General features: G+C 70.0%; 16 protein-coding genes. 9 read left to right on the top strand and 7 right to left on the bottom strand.

All coding sequences use genetic code 11. The features are described 5' to 3' along the window. The first annotated feature begins 2 nt into the window (after nt 1–2). Both J8I82_RS26760 and J8I82_RS26755 read left to right on the top strand, forming a co-directional pair. A complete protein-coding gene (locus tag J8I82_RS26760) occupies nt 3–698 on the top strand; it encodes a response regulator transcription factor (protein ID WP_209761860.1) in 696 nt (231 codons plus the stop codon). Then, complete coding sequence (locus tag J8I82_RS26755) at nt 698–2,026, top strand: sensor histidine kinase (RefSeq protein WP_209761859.1); 1,329 nt, start codon at nt 698–700, stop codon at nt 2,024–2,026. The genes J8I82_RS26760 and J8I82_RS26755 overlap by 1 nt, the downstream gene beginning before the upstream one ends. A 37-nt stretch (nt 2,027–2,063) precedes the next feature. Here the strand turns inward: J8I82_RS26755 and J8I82_RS26750 are convergent, their stop codons facing one another. Continuing rightward, on the bottom strand, nt 2,064–2,999 hold the full coding sequence (locus J8I82_RS26750) for a 2-hydroxyacid dehydrogenase (RefSeq protein WP_209761858.1): 936 nt from the start codon (nt 2,997–2,999) through the stop codon (nt 2,064–2,066). Nucleotides 3,000–3,398: 399 nt separating this feature from the next. Between J8I82_RS26750 and J8I82_RS26745 the strand changes: the two genes are divergently transcribed. After that, nucleotides 3,399–3,854 carry a YccF domain-containing protein gene (locus tag J8I82_RS26745; protein ID WP_151070132.1) on the top strand — a complete coding sequence of 152 codons (456 nt, stop codon included), beginning with the start codon at nt 3,399–3,401 and terminating at the stop codon, nt 3,852–3,854. Nucleotides 3,855–3,860: 6 nt separating this feature from the next. Here J8I82_RS26745 and J8I82_RS26740 read toward each other — a convergent pair whose 3' ends face one another. From J8I82_RS26740 to J8I82_RS26730, 3 genes are read right to left on the bottom strand one after another with little or no spacing between them, the layout of a single operon-like run. After that, nucleotides 3,861–4,331, bottom strand: coding sequence for a MarR family winged helix-turn-helix transcriptional regulator (locus tag J8I82_RS26740; RefSeq protein ID WP_209761857.1), 471 nt, complete (start codon nt 4,329–4,331; stop codon nt 3,861–3,863). Between the two features lie 33 nt (nt 4,332–4,364). After that, nucleotides 4,365–4,544, bottom strand: a complete 180-nt coding sequence (locus tag J8I82_RS26735; RefSeq protein ID WP_209761856.1) for a hypothetical protein — start codon at nt 4,542–4,544, stop codon at nt 4,365–4,367. Continuing rightward, entirely contained in the window at nt 4,534–6,243 is a 1,710-nt protein-coding gene (locus J8I82_RS26730; RefSeq protein WP_209761855.1) for an FAD-dependent oxidoreductase, read from the bottom strand. The genes J8I82_RS26735 and J8I82_RS26730 overlap by 11 nt, the downstream gene beginning before the upstream one ends. A 192-nt stretch (nt 6,244–6,435) precedes the next feature. Here J8I82_RS26730 and J8I82_RS26725 point away from each other — a divergent pair, with 192 nt between their 5' ends. The 3 genes from J8I82_RS26725 to J8I82_RS26715 all read left to right on the top strand — a co-directional run bounded on the left by J8I82_RS26725 (nt 6,436) and on the right by J8I82_RS26715 (nt 10,111). Continuing rightward, nucleotides 6,436–8,232: an OPT/YSL family transporter gene (locus tag J8I82_RS26725; protein ID WP_209761854.1), complete on the top strand. Its 1,797-nt coding sequence runs from the start codon at nt 6,436–6,438 to the stop codon at nt 8,230–8,232. A gap of 119 nt (nt 8,233–8,351) precedes the next feature. Continuing rightward, nucleotides 8,352–9,509: an acyl-CoA dehydrogenase family protein gene (locus J8I82_RS26720; RefSeq protein WP_209761853.1), complete on the top strand. Its 1,158-nt coding sequence runs from the start codon at nt 8,352–8,354 to the stop codon at nt 9,507–9,509. 32 nt (nt 9,510–9,541) lie between these two features. Beyond that, the gene (locus tag J8I82_RS26715) at nt 9,542–10,111 is read left to right on the top strand and encodes a hypothetical protein (RefSeq protein WP_209761852.1); all 570 of its coding nucleotides are present in this window, start codon (nt 9,542–9,544) and stop codon (nt 10,109–10,111) included. A 100-nt stretch (nt 10,112–10,211) separates the two neighbouring features. Here J8I82_RS26715 and J8I82_RS26710 read toward each other — a convergent pair whose 3' ends face one another. Both J8I82_RS26710 and J8I82_RS26705 read right to left on the bottom strand, forming a co-directional pair. Then, nucleotides 10,212–10,589 carry a PHA-granule associated protein 4 gene (locus tag J8I82_RS26710; RefSeq protein WP_209761851.1) on the bottom strand — a complete coding sequence of 126 codons (378 nt, stop codon included), beginning with the start codon at nt 10,587–10,589 and terminating at the stop codon, nt 10,212–10,214. A 197-nt stretch (nt 10,590–10,786) separates the two neighbouring features. Continuing rightward, entirely contained in the window at nt 10,787–13,636 is a 2,850-nt protein-coding gene (locus tag J8I82_RS26705) for a M16 family metallopeptidase (RefSeq protein WP_209761850.1), read from the bottom strand. Between the two features lie 171 nt (nt 13,637–13,807). Between J8I82_RS26705 and J8I82_RS26700 the strand changes: the two genes are divergently transcribed. The 3 genes from J8I82_RS26700 to thpR are packed head-to-tail and all read left to right on the top strand — an operon-like array spanning nt 13,808 to nt 16,371. Next, nucleotides 13,808–15,292, top strand: coding sequence for a DNA-3-methyladenine glycosylase 2 family protein (locus tag J8I82_RS26700; RefSeq protein ID WP_209761849.1), 1,485 nt, complete (start codon nt 13,808–13,810; stop codon nt 15,290–15,292). Then, nucleotides 15,289–15,792 (top strand): methylated-DNA--[protein]-cysteine S-methyltransferase, encoded by a 504-nt coding sequence (locus J8I82_RS26695; protein WP_209761848.1) that lies wholly within the window; start codon nt 15,289–15,291, stop codon nt 15,790–15,792. Before J8I82_RS26700 ends, J8I82_RS26695 begins: the two co-directional genes overlap by 4 nt. Nucleotides 15,793–15,801: 9 nt before the next feature. Further along, nucleotides 15,802–16,371, top strand: coding sequence for an RNA 2',3'-cyclic phosphodiesterase (thpR, locus tag J8I82_RS26690; RefSeq protein ID WP_209761847.1), 570 nt, complete (start codon nt 15,802–15,804; stop codon nt 16,369–16,371). Here the strand turns inward: thpR and J8I82_RS26685 are convergent. Beyond that, nucleotides 16,355–16,975 (bottom strand): LysE family transporter, encoded by a 621-nt coding sequence (locus J8I82_RS26685; protein ID WP_209761846.1) that lies wholly within the window; start codon nt 16,973–16,975, stop codon nt 16,355–16,357. The genes thpR and J8I82_RS26685 overlap by 17 nt on opposite strands. Nucleotides 16,976–16,994: the final 19 nt, after the last annotated feature.

Genomic DNA, 16,994 nt, shown 5'->3' with positions numbered 1-16,994 from the left:
TCATGCGCGTCCTGCTGGTGGAAGACGACGCCATGATCGGCGACAGCGTCAGGCAGGCACTGCGGCAGGAGGGCTTCACCGTAGACTGGGTACGCGATGGCGAAGCGGGCCTGGCTGCGGCGACCTCGTCGCAGGACGGCGAAGCCTGCTACGACCTGGTGCTGCTCGACCTCGGCCTGCCGCGCCGCTCGGGGCTGGACGTGCTGCATGCGCTGCGCACGCGCGGCGTGCCGACGCCGGTGCTGATCCTGACCGCGCGCGATGCGGTCGCCGACCGCGTCGCCGGTCTCAACGCCGGCGCCGACGACTACCTGGTCAAGCCCTTCGACCTGCAGGAACTGGCCGCGCGCATGCACGCGCTCGCGCGCCGCGCCGCGGGGCGGGCCGAGCCGCTGGTGACCTATGGCGAGATCGTGCTCAACCCGTCCACGCGCGAGGTCACGCAGCGCGGCGAGCCGGTGCGGTTGTCGGCGCGCGAGTTTGCGCTGCTGTCGGCGCTGATGTCGCGGCCGGGCAAGGTGTGGTCGGTGCCGCAGCTGCAGGAGCGCCTGTACGGCTGGGACGACGAGGTCGGCAGCAATACCGTCGAGGTCTATATCCACGCGCTGCGCAAGAAGCTCGGCGCGGCGCTGATCCGCAATATCCGCGGCGTGGGCTACGTGGTGCCGCGCCTGGATGGCGAGGGAGAGCCCGGCTGATGCGCTCCATCCAGCGAACCCTGCTGTGGTGGCTGGCCGCGGGACTGCTCGCCGGCATTGCCATTGCCACCGTGCTGATCTACGGCCAGGCGCGCCAGGAAGCCAATGCGCTGTTCGACTACCAGATGAAGCAGATGGCCGCGGCGCTGCCGAGCCAGTTTGCCGACCCGGTGGTGCCACCCTTCATCGGCTCGCCCGGCGACCTGTCGCATGCCGACGAGGACGTCGTCATCCACATCTGGGACGGCTCCGGGCGCAGCTTGTACCTGTCGCACTCGCACCCGGCGCTGCCCGCGCGTGCCGAGCTGGGCTTCTCCAACGTGACCACGCAGCAAGGCGAATGGCGGCTGTACAGCATGCAGCTCGGGCCCACCGTGGTGCAGATCGCGCAGCCCATGAGCGCGCGCCGCACGCTGGCCGCGCGCATGGCGCTGCGCACCGTGGCGCCGCTGCTGTTGCTGCTGCCGCTGCTGGGCTGGCTGGTGTGGATGGCGGTGGGCCGCGGGCTGCGGCCGCTGCGCGAGATCGCCGCTGAAGTGCGCGCGCGCGACGCCACCGCGCTCGCACCGCTGGCGGTGCGGCAGATGCCGGACGAGATCGCGCCGCTCAGCGCCGCGCTGAACCAGCTGCTGGCGCGGCTCTCACATGCCATCGACACGCAGCGCGCCTTCGTGGCCGACGCCGCCCACGCGCTGCGCACGCCGCTGGCCGCACTGCAGCTGCAGGCCCAGCTGGTCGAGCGTGCCGACAACGGCGCGGCGCGCGACGAGGCCGTGGCGAAGCTGCGCCAGGGGCTGGAGCGGCTGACCCATCTTGTCACGCAATTGCTGACGCTGGCGCGGCAGGAGCCCGGTGCTGCCACGCCGCCGCGCGAGCCGGTCGAGCTGCGCGCGCTCGCCACCGGCGTGGTGGCCGAGCTGGCCCAGGCCGCGCTGGATCGCGACATCGACCTGGGCGTGGATGGCGACGCCGGCGCGGCGCCGGCCATCGTGCATGGCGATGCCGATGCCTTGCGCATCCTGCTGACCAACCTGCTGGATAACGCGCTGGCTTATATTCCGGCCGGCAGCCGCATCGACGTGCAGGTGGCACGTGGCAGCGACGGGCGATCGGTCGAGCTGGTGGTCAGCGACAATGGCCCCGGCATTCCGGCTGCGGAACGCGAACGCGTGTTCGACCGCTTCTACCGCCTGCCCGAGGCGCCCACCGGCGGCAGCGGACTGGGCCTGGCGATCGTGGGGGAGATTGCGCAGTCGCACGGGGCGCGCGTGGCGCTGGAAGACGCGCGGCCGGGGCTGCGCGTCAGGGTCGCGTTTCCTGCCGCCTGAGCCCGGCCGTCAGGCTGCCGACGTCAGTCTGCCGACATCAACCCACGGGTGTCAGCAGCGCCTCGCCGGCAAAATGCCGCCGCGCATTCTCCAGGAACTGCACCACCGACGCCGTGATCGCTTCGGGCGACCAGCCGGCCACGTGCGGCGTCAGCACGACGTTGGGGCAGTCGAACAGCTCCGCCGGCGGCGCCGGCTCGCTTTCATAAACGTCCAGCCCGGCGCCGCCGAGCGTACCGGCGCGCAGCGCCGCTGCCAGCGCCTGCGTATCGACCACGCTGCCGCGCGCGATATTGACCAGGAAGCCCGACGGCCCCAACGCCGCCAGCACGCCGGCGCCGACCAGGTGGCGCGTCGCGCCGCCGCCCGGCGTGGCGATCACCAGGTAGTCGGCCCAGTCGGCGAGCGCGCCGATGCTGTCGAAATAGCGGAAGCCCACATCTTCGCGCGGCTTGCGGTTGTGGTAGCCGATCTCCAGGTCGAAGCCCTCGCCACGACGCGCGATGCGCCGGCCGATGGTGCCCAGTCCGACGATGCCCATGCGCTTGCCGGAGACATTGGGCCGCAGTGGCAGCGCCGTGCGCCAGGTGCCGGCGCGCGTGGCGGCGTCAAGCTGGGGCAGCCCGCGCACCGTCGCCAGCAGCAGCGCCAGCGCGTGGTCGGCGACGCAGCTGTCGTTGGTGCCGGCGCCGTTGGCAACGGCGATGCCGCGCGCGCGGGCGTGGGCGACGGCGATGTTCTCGAATCCGGCGCCGAGCGCGCACACCAGTTCCAGCGCCGGCATCGCGTCGATCTCGGCCGCGGCCAGGCCGGCGGAGCCGATCGTCAGCACCGCACGGATGCGCGCGCCATGCGTGGCGATCTGCGCGGCGCGGCTTTCGGCATCCGGGGCGTAGGCGATCTCGAACTGTCTGGAGATGGCGTCGCGGTGGTGCGGAGCGACCTGGGTCAGGATCAGCAGCGAGGGCTTCATGGCGGGGAACGGTCTGACGCGCTGTGCGGCGTGAGGCGTGGGTTGCGATGGGGGATGGCCGCGCCGTGCCGCCCGGCATTCCCGGATCGCGGGATGCCGGGCAGATGGCCGGCGGGCATCACATTCTAGCGCGGCCATCGCGAGCTTGCCGGAGGCGGCCACGGCGGCCCACGCTCATGCCGAATGGAGTACGCAGAAACGGGTACGCTTTGCCGTGGCGGGGTAGCTCCGGACGCTGCTGGCGGCAGCGATTAGGCCTGCAAAAGCGGCATGTTGGACGGGCGCGCATGAACTGTTCAGATGCCTGTTGTGCATCCCGGCGCGGCACGCAGAAACGGGTACGCTTCCGCGCCGCGCGTATCATCGGAGTCCTCTGCTGCTCACATACAAAAGGCTCGCATGCGCGCAATCGGCAACTTCCTCTGGTTCATCCTCGGCGGCGTGGTGATGGGCCTGGCCTGGTGGCTGGCCGGGCTGCTCTGCTTTATCTCGATCGTCGGTATCCCGTGGGGCAAGGCCTGCTTCGTGATCGGCAGCTTCACCTTCTTCCCGTTCGGCAAGCAGGCCATCAGCCGGCGCGAGCTGACCGGGCGCGACGATGTCGGCACCGGCGCGCTGGGGCTGGTGGGCAATGTGCTGTGGTTTGTGTTTGCAGGCGTGTGGCTGGCGATCGGCCACGTGATGGCGGCAGTCGCCAACTTCGTCACCATCATCGGCATCCCGTTCGCGATCCAGCACCTGAAGCTGGCCGGCATCGCGCTGGCGCCGATCGGCCAGACCGTGGTCACCAATGAGATAGCTGAAGCCGCCCGCCGCGACGGTGCGCGCGCACACGTAGACGGCTTGCGTCGCTAGGCCCAGTCACCAGGCCTCTTCGCTGTCCGCTGCACCGTCCTGCGCGGCGGCGTGCGCGACCAGCCGGTCGAGCAGGCTGCCGAGCAGGGCCTGCTCTTCCTCGCTCAGGCAGCCGAAGATCTCGTCATTGCGCCGCGCAATCATGGCGATCGCCTGCCGGTATAGCGGCTTGCCCCGCGCGGTCAGCGACAGCACCACGCCGCGGCCATCGGCGGCGCTGGTTTCCTTGCTGACCAGCCCCCGTTCCACCAGCGCCTGCGCCGAGCGGCTGGCCTGGCCCTTGGTCAGGTTGGCGCGGTGCGCCAGTGCGTTGACCGACAGCGGCGCGAACGCGCCGATCGCGGCAAGGCAGCGACCTTCGCTCAGCAGCAGGCCGCACTGCTCCAGGTAGGCGGCAGCGCTGTCCTTGTCGCTGAGCTTGTTGACCTGGTGCAGGCGGTAGGTCAGGAACTGGTCCAGGCGTGGCAGTGGTTTCATGGCGATGTCCGGTCGGGCGTCGGCATTGTATGCCTACGTCTGGCTGCGCGCCTCCGCCTCGTCGATCAATGCAAGCACCGGCGCCAGCGATTCCTGCCGGCTCATCAGTCCCAGGCACATCATCGCCAGCAGCAGCGGGGATCGTTCTTCGCCAACGCGGCCCATGGCTTCGCACAGGCGGGTATAGGCAAGGTCGAGGTCATCAGCTTGCATGGCGGGCTCCGGCCGGTTGGGGTTGCGGGGATTGCGGGGTTTGCATCAGGGAGGCGAGGGTTGCGCCGACGTCGTCCCATGCGGGCGCGCGCCAGCGCGACAGCACGTACCCGTCGGGGCGGATCGCGTAGAGCGTGCCGGGCCGGGCGCCGTAGCGCGCGCGCGCCTGGCCGGCGACATCGGCGAGCGCGCCCTGCGCGGGGGCGGCGGTACCGTCGACGATCACGCGTGCCTGCAGCGTATGCGGATGGGCCTGCGCCAGTGCGGCCAGCGGGGCGGGCAGCGCGGGCGAATCACCGAAGTACAGCAACGTGAAGCGCTGCCCGAAGCATTGCGTGAGGTGGCCGACACCTTCCGCGCTGGCGACGCGCGCCTCCGGAGCGGGCAATCCGGGCGCGGCGCCCGGGCAGTCGTCGCCGAAGTCGCTGGCGCCGTTCAGCGGCGAACCGGCATAGGCGATCGGTGCCGACTGGCGCGGATTGATCAGCGAACGCACCGGGCTGTCGCCTTGCGACAGCCGCAGCGTGGCCTCGCGCATCAGGCGGAAGGCAAAGTCAGGCGGCGCCATGAATTCGGTGCTCTTGGCGCCGTAGGCGATGTTCTGCCGGGTGGCGTGGACGCGCTCGGCCGAATAGGAATCGAGCAGGCTGTCGGCGGCCTGGCCGCGCACGACCGCGGCCAGCTTCCACGCCAGGTTGCCGGCATCATCCAGCCCAGAGTTGAGCCCGCGCACGCCGAAGATCGGCACCAGGTGCGCGGCGTCGCCGGCGAACAGCACGCGGCCGTGGCGATAGTCCTGCAGCGTCAGGCACTTGGCGTTGTAGATCGAGATCCACAGCGGCTGCCAGGGTTCGGTCTCGCCGATCATGTCGAGGTGGCTCTGCACGCGCGGCAGCACGTTTTCCGGCTTGACCGCTTCCTCGGGGTCCTCGTCGTCGCGGATCTGGTAGTCAATGCGCCAGACGTCGTCGGGCTGGCGGTGCATCAGGATGGTCGAGCCCGGATTCGACGGCGGGTCGAACCAGGCCAGTCGTTCCACCTCGCGCCGGGTCTTCTGCACGATGTCGACGATCACGTAGCGGCCTTCGTACTGGGTGCCTTCCATGCGCAGGCCCAGTTGCTCGCGCACCGTGCTGCGGCCGCCGTCGCAGGCCACCAGCCATTGCGCGTCGACCTGAACCACGCCGTCGGCGCTTTCGATTTCCGCGATCACGCCACCATCATGCGGACGCACCGTGCGCACGCGCGCGCCGAAGCGCACGTTGGCCGGCGTGGCGCCGCGCAGCGCGGCCTCGTGGGCGAACGCCTCGAGGTAGTACTGCTGGATATTGACCATCGGCGCGAAGCGCTCGTCCGGCTCGCTTGGCATGCGGAAGTGCAGCACCTCGGCGTCGCGGTAGTAGCTGCGGCCGCCCACCCAGGGCAGCCCCGTTTCGACCGTTTGCTGGTCCGCGCCGACCCAGCCCAGGATCTCGAGCGAGCGGCGCGACATGCAGATGGCGCGGCTGCCGGCGCAGTAGCCATCGTCGGCCTCGACCACCAGCGTGGCGATGCCGTAGCGCGCCAGCAGCGCCGCCAGCGCCAGCCCGACCGGGCCCCCGCCGGCGATCAGCACGGGTACGTTTCGCGGCCAGGGGCGCCGGGTAGCGGAAGGCGGTGCCGGGGGCACGGCCGCGTGCGGGGCGGTGGAGTCTGTCATGGCTGGTCTCGCTCGGGTGCAATTGGTTTCGTGCGCAACTATATCGCAGATGGTTGCGCACGAAACTAGTGTTTACCCGCTTGGCTCGGCGGCTCTGCCTGCAAAGGAAGACAAGTCGCACATCGCCCACCTGGTGCCGTGGCCTATGCTTCGCAGAGCGCAACCTGCCACTGCTTGCCCCGAGCCTTCGCCATGCCGACCTTGCCCACCGACGCCGTGCCCCGCGCCAGCTGGCTGCCCGCAGCCGGCAGCTGGCGCTACCACGCGCTGCTGGGCGCCGCCGGCATGCTGGTGCTCGGGCCGCTCGGCGGCATTGCCGCGGCGTACATGAATTTCTCGCTGGGCTTCTTTGTCGGTGGCCAGGTGCTGGCCGGCATACTTGGCTCGGTGGTGACGGCCGGTTACGGCGCACCGGGCCGGCATGGCGCCAACTACATCCAGACGGCGGCGGCATCGGTGGCTGGCATGGGCGGCATGGCGGTGGTGCTGCAGGCGATGACCTGGCTTGGCCTGGCGCAGCCGCCGCTGTGGCAGCTGGTGCTCTACATGCTGTGCATCGGCATGTACGGCGTGGGCATCGGCATGCTGTACACGCCATTGCTGGTGGACCGGATGCAGCTGACGTTCCCGTCTGGACTGGCGGTTGCCAATATCCTGCGCGCACTGACCGACCCGGCGTTACTGAGGCGCTCGGTGGCGCGCCTGGGCGGCGGCATGGCGCTGGGGCTGGCCAGCGGCCTGGGCGCCGCGCGCGTGCCGTGGCTGGCGGCGCTGGACCTGTCGGCGGCGACCTTCGGCGCCGGCATGATCGTCGGGGCGCGTATCGGTATTGCGGCGCTGATGGGCGGACTTGCCGGCTGGGCGCTGACGCCGTGGTTCGTGTCCGTGGGGTGGCTCGCGCCCGGCGAACCGTATCGCAAGGCCACCTTCCTGGTGGCGCTGGGCATGATCATGGGCGCGGCCGTGCTCGACGTCGCGCTGCTGCTGGCGAAGGCGTGGCGACAATGGCGCAGCCGCGCTCCGCGCGCGGCGCAGCCACGGCGTGGGCCTGGCATGGCCTGGGTGGCCGCGTGGGCGCTGCTGTGGGGCGCCGCCACGGTCGCGGCGGGCGTGGCATGGTTCGCCCAGCCGTTGGGCTTCCAGCTGATGGCGGTGCTGCTGGTGCTGGTGTTCGCGCTGGTCAACGGCATCTCGGTCGGCATGGTCGACCAGAACCCGATCTCGTCCGCCTTCGTGCTGACGGTGATCCTGATGGCCGCGGCCGGCTTGCGCGCGCCGCATGTCGGCCTGATCGCGGCGACCGTGCTGCTGGTGGCGACCGCCGAAGCCAGCGACATGCAGCAGGACCGCTCCACCGGCTGGCGCCTGGGCAGCGACCGCATGGTGCAGTTCGGCTACCAGGTCGCAGGCATCGTGGTAGGCGCCCTTGTGGCCGTGGCGATGGCGCGGCTGTTCATGCAGGCATATCCCGTGCTGGCGCTGGACCAGACCCGGCTGCCGGCGGACCAGCAGCCGGCGCGCTGGGCCTCGGCCATGACCTACAAGATCGTCGGCGTGCTGCACGGGCTGGCGCAGCCGCGCGCCGCCCAGCATGCCGCGGTGGCGCTCGGGCTGGCACTGGGGCTGGCAACGGCGGTGCTGCGCAAGGTTATCCTGGGCGGGCCGGCATGGCGGCGCTTCGCGCAGTCAGGCCGGCGGGGCAGGGTGGCGGACTTCCTGCTTGATGCAGTGATGCTGCCGTCACCCTATGCGTCGTCCTTCGGCGGCTTCGTCAACCTGGCGGCGGCCGGCTGGATGGCCGCTGGCGGCGTGGTGGCAAGCGTCGGCGGCGCCATGGCCGGGCGCAAGCCAGGGGCCAGGCGTGAGCGGCAGGCGCTGCCCGAGGACATGAGCACCGCATCGCTGCTGGGCGGCGGCCTGATCGCCGGTGACGCGCTGGCGGCGCTGGCCCTCGGGCTGGCGGGGCTGTTCGCTGTGACGTGGAGCTGACAGCGGCGGATTGTCAAATTTCATTGACGCTTCTGTTCAATCTGCCGTGGATTGTCAAATCGCGCGGCCGGCGTACCATGTCGGCCAGACAGACGCATCGCCTGACCCGGAGAATCCTCATGGCCCTTGACCAAGAATCCTTTGCCCTGCTGCGCGCCTCGGTGCAGCGCTTCATCGACGAACGCCTGAAGCCCGCCGAGGACACGCTGGAAGAGACCGACGACGTCCCCGCCGATATCGTCGCGGACATGAAGGAGATGGGCCTGTTCGGCATCTCCATTCCCGAGAACTACGGCGGCATCGGCCTGTCGATGTCGCAGGAATGCGATGTGGTGTACGACCTCGGCCACACCGCGTTTGCCTTCCGCTCGGTGTTCGGCACCAACGTCGGCATCGGCTCGCAGGGCATCCTGATGGATGGCACCGAAGAGCAAAAGCAGGCTTACCTGCCGCGCATCGCCAGCGGCGACCTGATCATCTCGTTTGCGCTGACCGAACCGAATGCCGGCTCCGACGCCGCCTCGCTGCAGACCAGGGCAGAGCTGGACGGGGACCACTATGTCATCAACGGCACCAAGCGCTTTATCACCAATGCACCGCGCGCCGGCGCCTTTACGCTGATGGCGCGCACCGGCGGTGCGGGTGCCTCGGGCATTTCGTCCTTCATCGTGCCGGCCGACACCCCGGGCATCTCGCTGGGCAAGCCGGACAAGAAGATGGGCCAGCGCGGCACCAAGACCTGCGACGTGGTGCTGGAGAACGCGCGCGTGCCCGCCGCCAACATCATCGGCGGCGTGCCGGGCGTGGGCTTCAAGACCGCCATGAAGGTGCTCGACCGCGGCCGCCTGCATCTCTCGGCGCTGGCCTGCGGCATGGCGCATCGCCTGATCACCGACGCCGTGGCCTATGCCAAGGAGCGCAAGCAGTTCGGCAAGCCCATTGGCGACTTCCAGCTGATCCAGGCGATGCTCGCCGACAGCCAGGCCGAGCTCTACGCCGGCCTGTCGATGGTGCGCGACTGCGCACAGCGCTACGACGCCAAGCCCGCCGGCAAGAGCGACCCGGAAGTCAGCATGCTGGCCTCCTGTACCAAGATGTTCTGTTCCGAGATGGTGGGCCGCGTGGCCGACCGCGCGGTGCAGATCCACGGTGGCGCCGGCTATATCGCCGAGTACAAGGCCGAGCGCTTCTACCGCGACGTGCGCCTGCTGCGCCTGTATGAAGGCACCACGCAGATCCAGCAGTTGATCATCGCCAAGCAACTGCTGCGCGACTGACCATGCAACCGCCAGGTGCGGCAGGAGTCGACATGAACGATTGGCAGGATCGCGGGCCGGCAGGCCATGACGTTGACGCGCCGCACCGCCTGCGCGCGGTGGTGGCGTCCTATCGCAGTGCGCTGCAGGCGTACACGCTGGCGGTATCGCCCGCGGAGCTGATGGCGCTGGGCGCGGTGCCGGCCAACATCGCCCAGGTCAGCGACCCGCGCGCGCAGGCGCACCTGGCGCGCTTGCGCTGCGAGGTGCAGGCCAGCGGCATCGCGCTGCCTGGTGCGATCGTGCTGGCGGTAAGCGGCGGTAGCCTGCATTGCGAATGCGATCACCTGTACACGCTGCAACTGCAGCCGTGCCGCGGCGACCGCCTGATCGTGATGGAGGGCTACGAACGCCTGCTGGCGCTGGCGCATGGCGAACGCCGCCAATTCAAGACGCTGGTGACGGCAGTCATGTGGCGCACGGCACTGGACAGCACCGCGCAGGCGTCGCTGGCCGATGCCGGCCACTTCGCCGAAGCCGATGATGCAGCCGCGGCGATGGCTGCTGCCGCCACGCAATCGTGCGCGGCGCGATGGGCCAACGCGACGCGCGTCTGGCACTGATCGCACTGCGTGCGGTCAGAAGGTCGAAGGCCGCCGGCATGGCGGCCTTAATTTTGCTTGCAGCGCTGCTCCGATCGCAGCGCTTAGTTGATCGCAATGCCTATTGCTGCGGCCACACTCCATCGACATCGCGCAGCAGGTGGCCCGCGAGAATATAGTCCCCGAGCCGCGTGGCCTTGGCCTCGAGGTCGAGCAGTTCATGATCCGCCAGCGTGCCGAGATCGAACTGGCAATAGAGATTGCGTTGGCGGAACGTGCCCTTGGGTTTGGCAAGCCCTTCGATCAGGGCTTCGCGGGAGCGGACGGCAATGCTTTCCTGCCCGCGATACTGCACCTTGATACCGCGCTTTTCTCCGAGCCTGCCGAGTTCGACCGCATCCTGCCAGCCCGTCTCGTAGTCCAGCTCCAGCGCCAGCACGTCTTCCGAGGCCAGAAGCCGGAGCGCTTCTGCCTTGCTGCCAGCTCGCACGATTGACATCCACACCTCTTGTATCGACTTATACTGTACGAATATACAGTCAACCCGGGGTCGCGGCAAGAGCCCGCACCGCGTCGGTGCCTGCCCGCTACCTTGCGCACCCCGGCCGTTAGCCTTGCCGTATCCATGCAGCATGACGCTGCCTGGCCGGTCTTGCGCTTCCCGCCAGTGCAGCCGAACTTTGTTTCCCTGGTATGTCAGGGCTGCGCGGCCGGCGTGGCGCCGGCGGCTTCGGTGTTCGCTCCGCCGCCTGCCTGGCCGCTGGCCGCATCGCGTGCCTGGGTCGGCTGCGGCGCGGGCGCGCCGCTGAAGTCGCCCGCATAGACGCGGGACATTCCGCCCGCCTGCATATAGCGCCGGATCGCGGCGTTGACCGATTCCGTCGTGGCCGCGCGCAGCCGCGCCTCGAGGTCCGCGGTGTAGGCCATGGTGCGGCCCAGGTAGAGCTGGTTGGCAAGCGTACCGGCCAGCGCCGCGTCATTGCTGCGGCTGACCGTGCCCTGCTGCAGCAGGCCGCTGACCGCTTCTGCCAGCTCCGGCGCGGTGATGCCGTCGCGCGTGAAGCGCTCGAGCTCGTCGGCGACCGCGCGCTGCAAGCGCGCGAGGTTCTGCGGCGCGTATTGCGCCTGCACGCCAAAGCGGCCGGCGCGGTCGAGCGCGCCCACCTGTACCCAGCTGCTGGCGCCATAGCTCAACCCTTCCTGCTGGCGCAGGCGGTCGGCCAGCCGGCTGCGCAGGCTGGCACCACCCAGCACGCGGTTCGCGATCATCATCAGCGCATAGTCCGGCGAGTCGCTGGTCAGGTCGATCGGCGCGGCGGCCACGTAGACGGCGTTGGCCTTGCCCGGCGCGGGCAGCGTGAATTCTGCCGGCGGAATCGGCACGAACGGCCGGTCGACGCGCGCATGCGGCTGCGCTGCGGTCCAGTCGCCGAACAGTTGCGCGACCTGCGCCGCCGCGGCCGGCGCGTCGAAGTCGCCGACCAGGCTCAGCTGCGCATTGCCCGCACCGTAGAAGCGCGCGTGGAAATCACGCACTTGCGCCAGCGTGGCCGCGCGCAGGTCGGCGATGTTCTCGGCAAAGCTGCGCGCGTGGCGCGGATCGCCCGCGGGATAGGGATCGCCGTGACGGCTCAGTGCATTCGACGCCATCACTCCCGGCTGGCTCTGGACGCTTTCGATATCCGCGATGCTGGTCTTGCGCAGCGTCTCGAATTCCGCTTCCGGAAAGTCGGGCGCGCGCAGGATCTCGCGCAGCAGTGCCAGCAGCTCGGGCAGTTGCGCCCGGCGTGTCTCGAAGCTGACGGTCACGCGCTCTGAACTGCCGCCGATGCCGACACGCGCGCGCAGCGCCTCGATGCGGTCAGCGATCTGTTCGCGATTCATGCCGCCAGCGCCGCGCCGAAGCATCGACGCGGTCATCGACCCCACCGTGGTCAGCCCTTGCAGGCTCTGCACGTCACCCATGCGCAGCACCAGCACGCCATGCACCACCTCGCCGCGCGCGGGCTTGGGCAGCAGGGCCAGCTGCATGCCGTTGGCCAGCGTCTGGCGCGTGGTATGTGCCTCGATATTGGCGGGGCTGGGGTCGAATGGCGCGACCGCCGCCAGCGCCGGCTTGCCCTGGTAGCCGCTGACCATCGCGGCCACGTCCGGCGTAGCGGGTACCTGCGCGCGGGCTGGCTGGGCGGACGGCATGAACAGGCCCACGGTGCGGTTCGACGACTGCAGGTAGTTCCGTGCCACGCGCTGCACGTCCGCCAGCGTGGTGGTCTCGATGCGATCGCGGTTCAGGAAGAACAGCCGCCAGTCGCCTTTTGCAATGGCCTCCGACAGGGCGATGCCAAGCGCGCCCGGGTCGCTCATGTAGTGGTCGTAGGCATTGCGCATGCGCACGCGTGCGCGTTCCAGCTCGGCTTCGGTCACGGGCGCCTCGGCAAAGCCTTCGACCTGCGTGATCAGGCCTGCGCGCGCGGCGGCCAGCGACTGGTCCCTGGACGTCTCCGCCATGAACAGAAGCGTGCCGGGATCCTTCATCGCATAGAACGCGCTGCCGATCGAAGCGGCCTGGCCGCGCTCGACCAGCGCCTTGTACAGGCGCCCGCCAGGCGTGTCGCCGAGGATGATCGTCAGCAGCGACAGCGCCGTGGTGTCGGGATGTGCGCCGGGGCTGACGTGGTACTGCGCGGCTACCAGGCTGTTGTCGCCGGGCCGCATGATCACCAGTTCGCGCGCGCCTTCCTGCGCGGGCTCGACCGTATGCTCGGGCGGCAGCACGCGCGTGGGGCGCGGGATCGGGCCGAAGTAGCGCTCGATGCGTGCCAGCGTGGCGGCGGGATCGAACTTGCCCGCCACCACCAGCACCGCGTTGTCGGGCTGGTAGTAGCGCCGGTAGAAGGCGCGCAGGTTGTCGATGCTGACGGTCTCGACGTCGCTGCGCGCGCCGATGGGTGCCTTGCCGTAGTTGTGCCAGCGGTACGCGACCGACATGGTCTGCTGCATCAGCATGCGCGACGGGCTGTTCTCGCCCATTTCCATCTCGTTGCGCACCACGGTCATCTCGCTGTCGAGGTCGGCCTTGGACAGCACGCTGTTGACCATGCGGTCCGCTTCCATGCGTAGCGCCCAGTCGAGGTTTTCGTCGCTGGCGGCAAAGGTGCCAAAGTAGTTGGTACGGTCCTGCGTGGTGGTGCCGTTGACGCTCATGCCGCGCCGCGCGAACTCGGTCGGGATGGCTTTGCCCGGCAGCGAAGGCGTGCCCTTGAACAGCAGGTGCTCGAGCAGGTGGGCCATGCCGGTCTCGCCGTAGTTCTCGTGGCGGCTGCCCACGAGGTAGGTGATGTTGACCGTGGTGGTGGGCTTGGCCGCATCCGGCGCCAGTACGATGCGCAGGCCGTTGGGCAGGCGGTATTCGGTGATGCCTTCCACGGTGGCGACCTGCCGTGCCAGCGCAGGCGATGCCGCCGGCACGGGCTGCACGGGTTGCGCCGGCGCGGGCAGCGGGGCCAGCGAGGCAAGCAGCGACAGGTGCAGGACAAAACGGCGCATGGCGTCTCCGGTATGGGCTGGCTGCCGGGTGATGAGCTAGGGGCAGTGGCGCAAAGCGCAATTCTAGCCGCCGCCCCTATCCGGAACTGTGCCGCAGCCCACCTCTGCATGCCAGAGGGAAATGTCCGAATCCAGCCGGTGCCCGGTCGGCCGAAGCGGTAGCATGCCGGCATGAACCTCGATCCCGATACCTGCTACAAGGCCGTGGCATCACATGACCGCCGCTTCGACGGGCGCTTCTTCGTGGGCGTATCCTCGACCGGAGTGTACTGCCGGCCGGTGTGCGCGGTACGCACCCCCAAGCGCGAGAACTGCACCTTTTACGAAAGTGCCGCCGCCGCCGAGAAGCACGGCTTCCGCCCCTGCCTGCGCTGCCGCCCCGAACTGGCGCCCGGGCACGGACTCGCCGATATCTCCGGCCGGCTTGCGCAGGCCGCCGCCACGCTGATCGACGAAGGCTTCATGGCCGAAGGCAGCGTCACCACGTTGGCCGCGCGCATCGGCGTGACCGAGCGGCATTTGCGGCGCCTGTTCGATGCGCAGTTCGGCGTCTCGGTGCTCGAATACGCGCAGACACAGCGTTTGCTGCTCGCCAAGCGCCTGCTGGCCGACACCGCGCTGCCGGTGACCGAGGTGGCGCTGGCGGCGGGCTTCGGCAGCGTGCGCCGCTTCAACGATGTGCTGAAGACGCGCTACGGCCTGACCCCGCTCGCGCTGCGCCGGCGCGCCGCCGACGGCGTGGCCGACCGGCTCGTGTTCGAGCTTGGCTACCGGCCGCCGCTGGCGTGGGAGGCACTGCTGCGCTTCCTGGCCGCGCGTGCGGTGGATGGCATCGAAGAGATCCGCGACGGCGCCTATGCGCGCACGCTGCGCGTGGAAGCGGGTGGCACCGTGCATGACGGCTGGGTCCGCATCGAGCATGTGCCGCGCCGCACGGTGCTGCGCGTGACCTTGTCGGCGTCACTGGCGCGCGCGATCCCGCAGGCGCTGGGCAAGGTGCGACGGCTGTGCGACCTGGGCTGCCGTCCCGATGTGGTCGACCGCCATCTCGGCGAGCTCGCGCAGGCCGTGCCGGGCATGCGGTTGCCGGGCAGCGTCGACGGCTTCGAGATTGCCGTGCGCGCAGTAGTAGGCCAGGTGATTTCGGTCGTGCATGCGCGCCGCATCCTGGCCACATTGGCACAGCGGACGGATTCGGCGACGACGCTGCCCGATACCCTGCCGGGCAGTCTGCGCTACCTGTTCCCGAGCGCCGCCGCCATCGCCGCCATGCCGCCGCAGGACCTGCGCGATGCCGGCGTGCCAGCGGGCAAGGCGCATACGTTGCAGGCGCTGGCGCAGCGCGTGGCCGACGGCACACTTGCGCTAGACGCACACGCGCCGCCCGAAGCGACCGTCGCCGCGCTGCGCGCCATCGACGGCATCGGCGACTGGACCGCGCAGTACGTCGCCATGCGCGCGCTCGGCTGGCCCGATGCCTTCCCTGGCACCGACTATGCGCTGCGCAAGGTGCTGGGCGTCGACACCGTGAGTGCGATGCACGCGCGCACCGCGCAATGGGCGCCATGGCGTGCCTATGCGGCGGTCCACCTGTGGCATCGCTATGAGACCATGAAGGACGCGCCCGCCGCGTCCGTACCGGAGACCATGACATGAGCAGCTATCGCCAGATCGACAGCCCGCTGGGCACCATGCTGCTGCGCGCGGAAGGGATGCACCTGACCGGCGTGTTCTTCGCGGGGCAGAAGTACTATCCCGCCAACGTGACTGGAAACAGCGGCGAGGCATCGCCGCAGGAAGCGGCCGTGCTCGAACGCGCCGCGCTGGAGCTGGCCGAATACTTCGCTGGCAAGCGCGACGCCTTTACCGTGCCGGTGCGCTTTGCGGGCAGCCCGTTCCAGCAGCGCGTGTGGCAGGCGCTGCGGGACATTCCATGCGGCGCAACCGCGTCCTACGGCGAACTTGCAGGTGCCCTCGACCTGCCGCCGACGCACGCGCGCGCGGTCGGCGGCGCGGTGGGACGCAATCCGCTGTCGGTGATCGTGCCCTGCCATCGCGTGCTCGGCACCGCCGGCGCGCTGACCGGCTACGCCGGCGGCATCGAGCGCAAGCGCGCGCTGCTGCGGCGCGAGGGCGTCGGCCCGGCGGGCGTTTGAGCCGGCGTCATGCCGCGTTTGTTTTTCGCCGTGGAAGTCCCGCCGGCGCAGGCGGCGCGGTTGCTGTCGACCCTGCCGCAGGCGAGTGGCCTGCGCCCGGTGCCGGCCACCCAGGTTCATCTCACCCTGCATTTCCTCGGCGAATGCGGCGTGCCCGAGGCGCAACTGAATGCCGCGCTCGACGGACTCGCGGCGCCAGCCTTCACGTTGCAGGCCGCAGGCACTGGCCGCTTCCGCACCGGCCAGGGGTCGGTGCTGTGGGCGGGCCTTGCGCCGGGTCCCGGGCTTGACGCGTTGCGCGCGCTGCACGCGGCGGTGGGGCAGGCCCTGGCACAGGCCGCCGGCATCGAGCCGGAGCGCCGCCGCTACCACCCGCACCTGACGCTGGCACGCTGCCGCCCGATGGTACCCGAGGCTATGTTGCGCGCCTGGCTCGACGCGCAACGCATGCTCGCCAGCGATCCCTGGCCGGTGCAGCGGCTGGTGCTGTTCGAAAGCCGCCTGGGACCGCAGGGCGCGGAGCACCTTGTGCTGCAGGCGTGGCCGCTTGCGCGGCCCGCTGCTACGCCAGGTTGCTGAGCCCCAGGGCGACCCCAAGCCCGCACAGTGCCGAGCCGATGGCGCCGTCCAGCAGCCGCTGCCGGTGCAGCATCGCCGCCCGCAACGCCGGCGCGGTGAACACGCAGGCCACCAGGCTGAACCACGCGAGGTGCGCCAGCGACATGAAGGCGCCATAGCCGAACTGCACCGGCACCGGCGTGTGCGCATCGACCACCTGCGTATAGGTGCTGACCACGAACAGCGTGCATTTCGGGTTCAGCGCATTGGTCAGGAAGCCCATGCGCAAGGCCGCGGCAGGCCGCAGTGCCGGTGCCCCGTGCAGGTCGACTGCCAGCGCCGCGCGCCGGCGCAGCGTCTGCAGGCCGATCCACACCAGGTAGGCCGCGCCCAGCGCCTTCACCACCGTCAGCACGCCGTGCGCATGCGCCATCAGCGCCACGCCGAACATCGTGTACAGCACATGGACCTGCACCCCCAGCGCGATGCCGAGGGCGCTGAGCAGCCCGGCGCGGCGGCCGTACAGGTAACTGTTGCGGGTCACCATGGCGAAGTCCGGGCCGGGGCTGACCACGGCAAGCACGGTCACAGCGGCGACCGCCAGCGATTCGGCGAAGGGAATCATCTTGTGTGAGATTACGTTG

Origin of the sequence: Cupriavidus consociatus (genome assembly GCF_017814975.1) — a bacterium.
Taxonomy (GTDB): Bacteria; Pseudomonadota; Gammaproteobacteria; order Burkholderiales; family Burkholderiaceae; genus Cupriavidus; species Cupriavidus consociatus.
The sequence above is the reverse complement of the archived record's forward strand: the minus strand, read 5'-3'. Positions and strand labels throughout refer to the sequence as shown.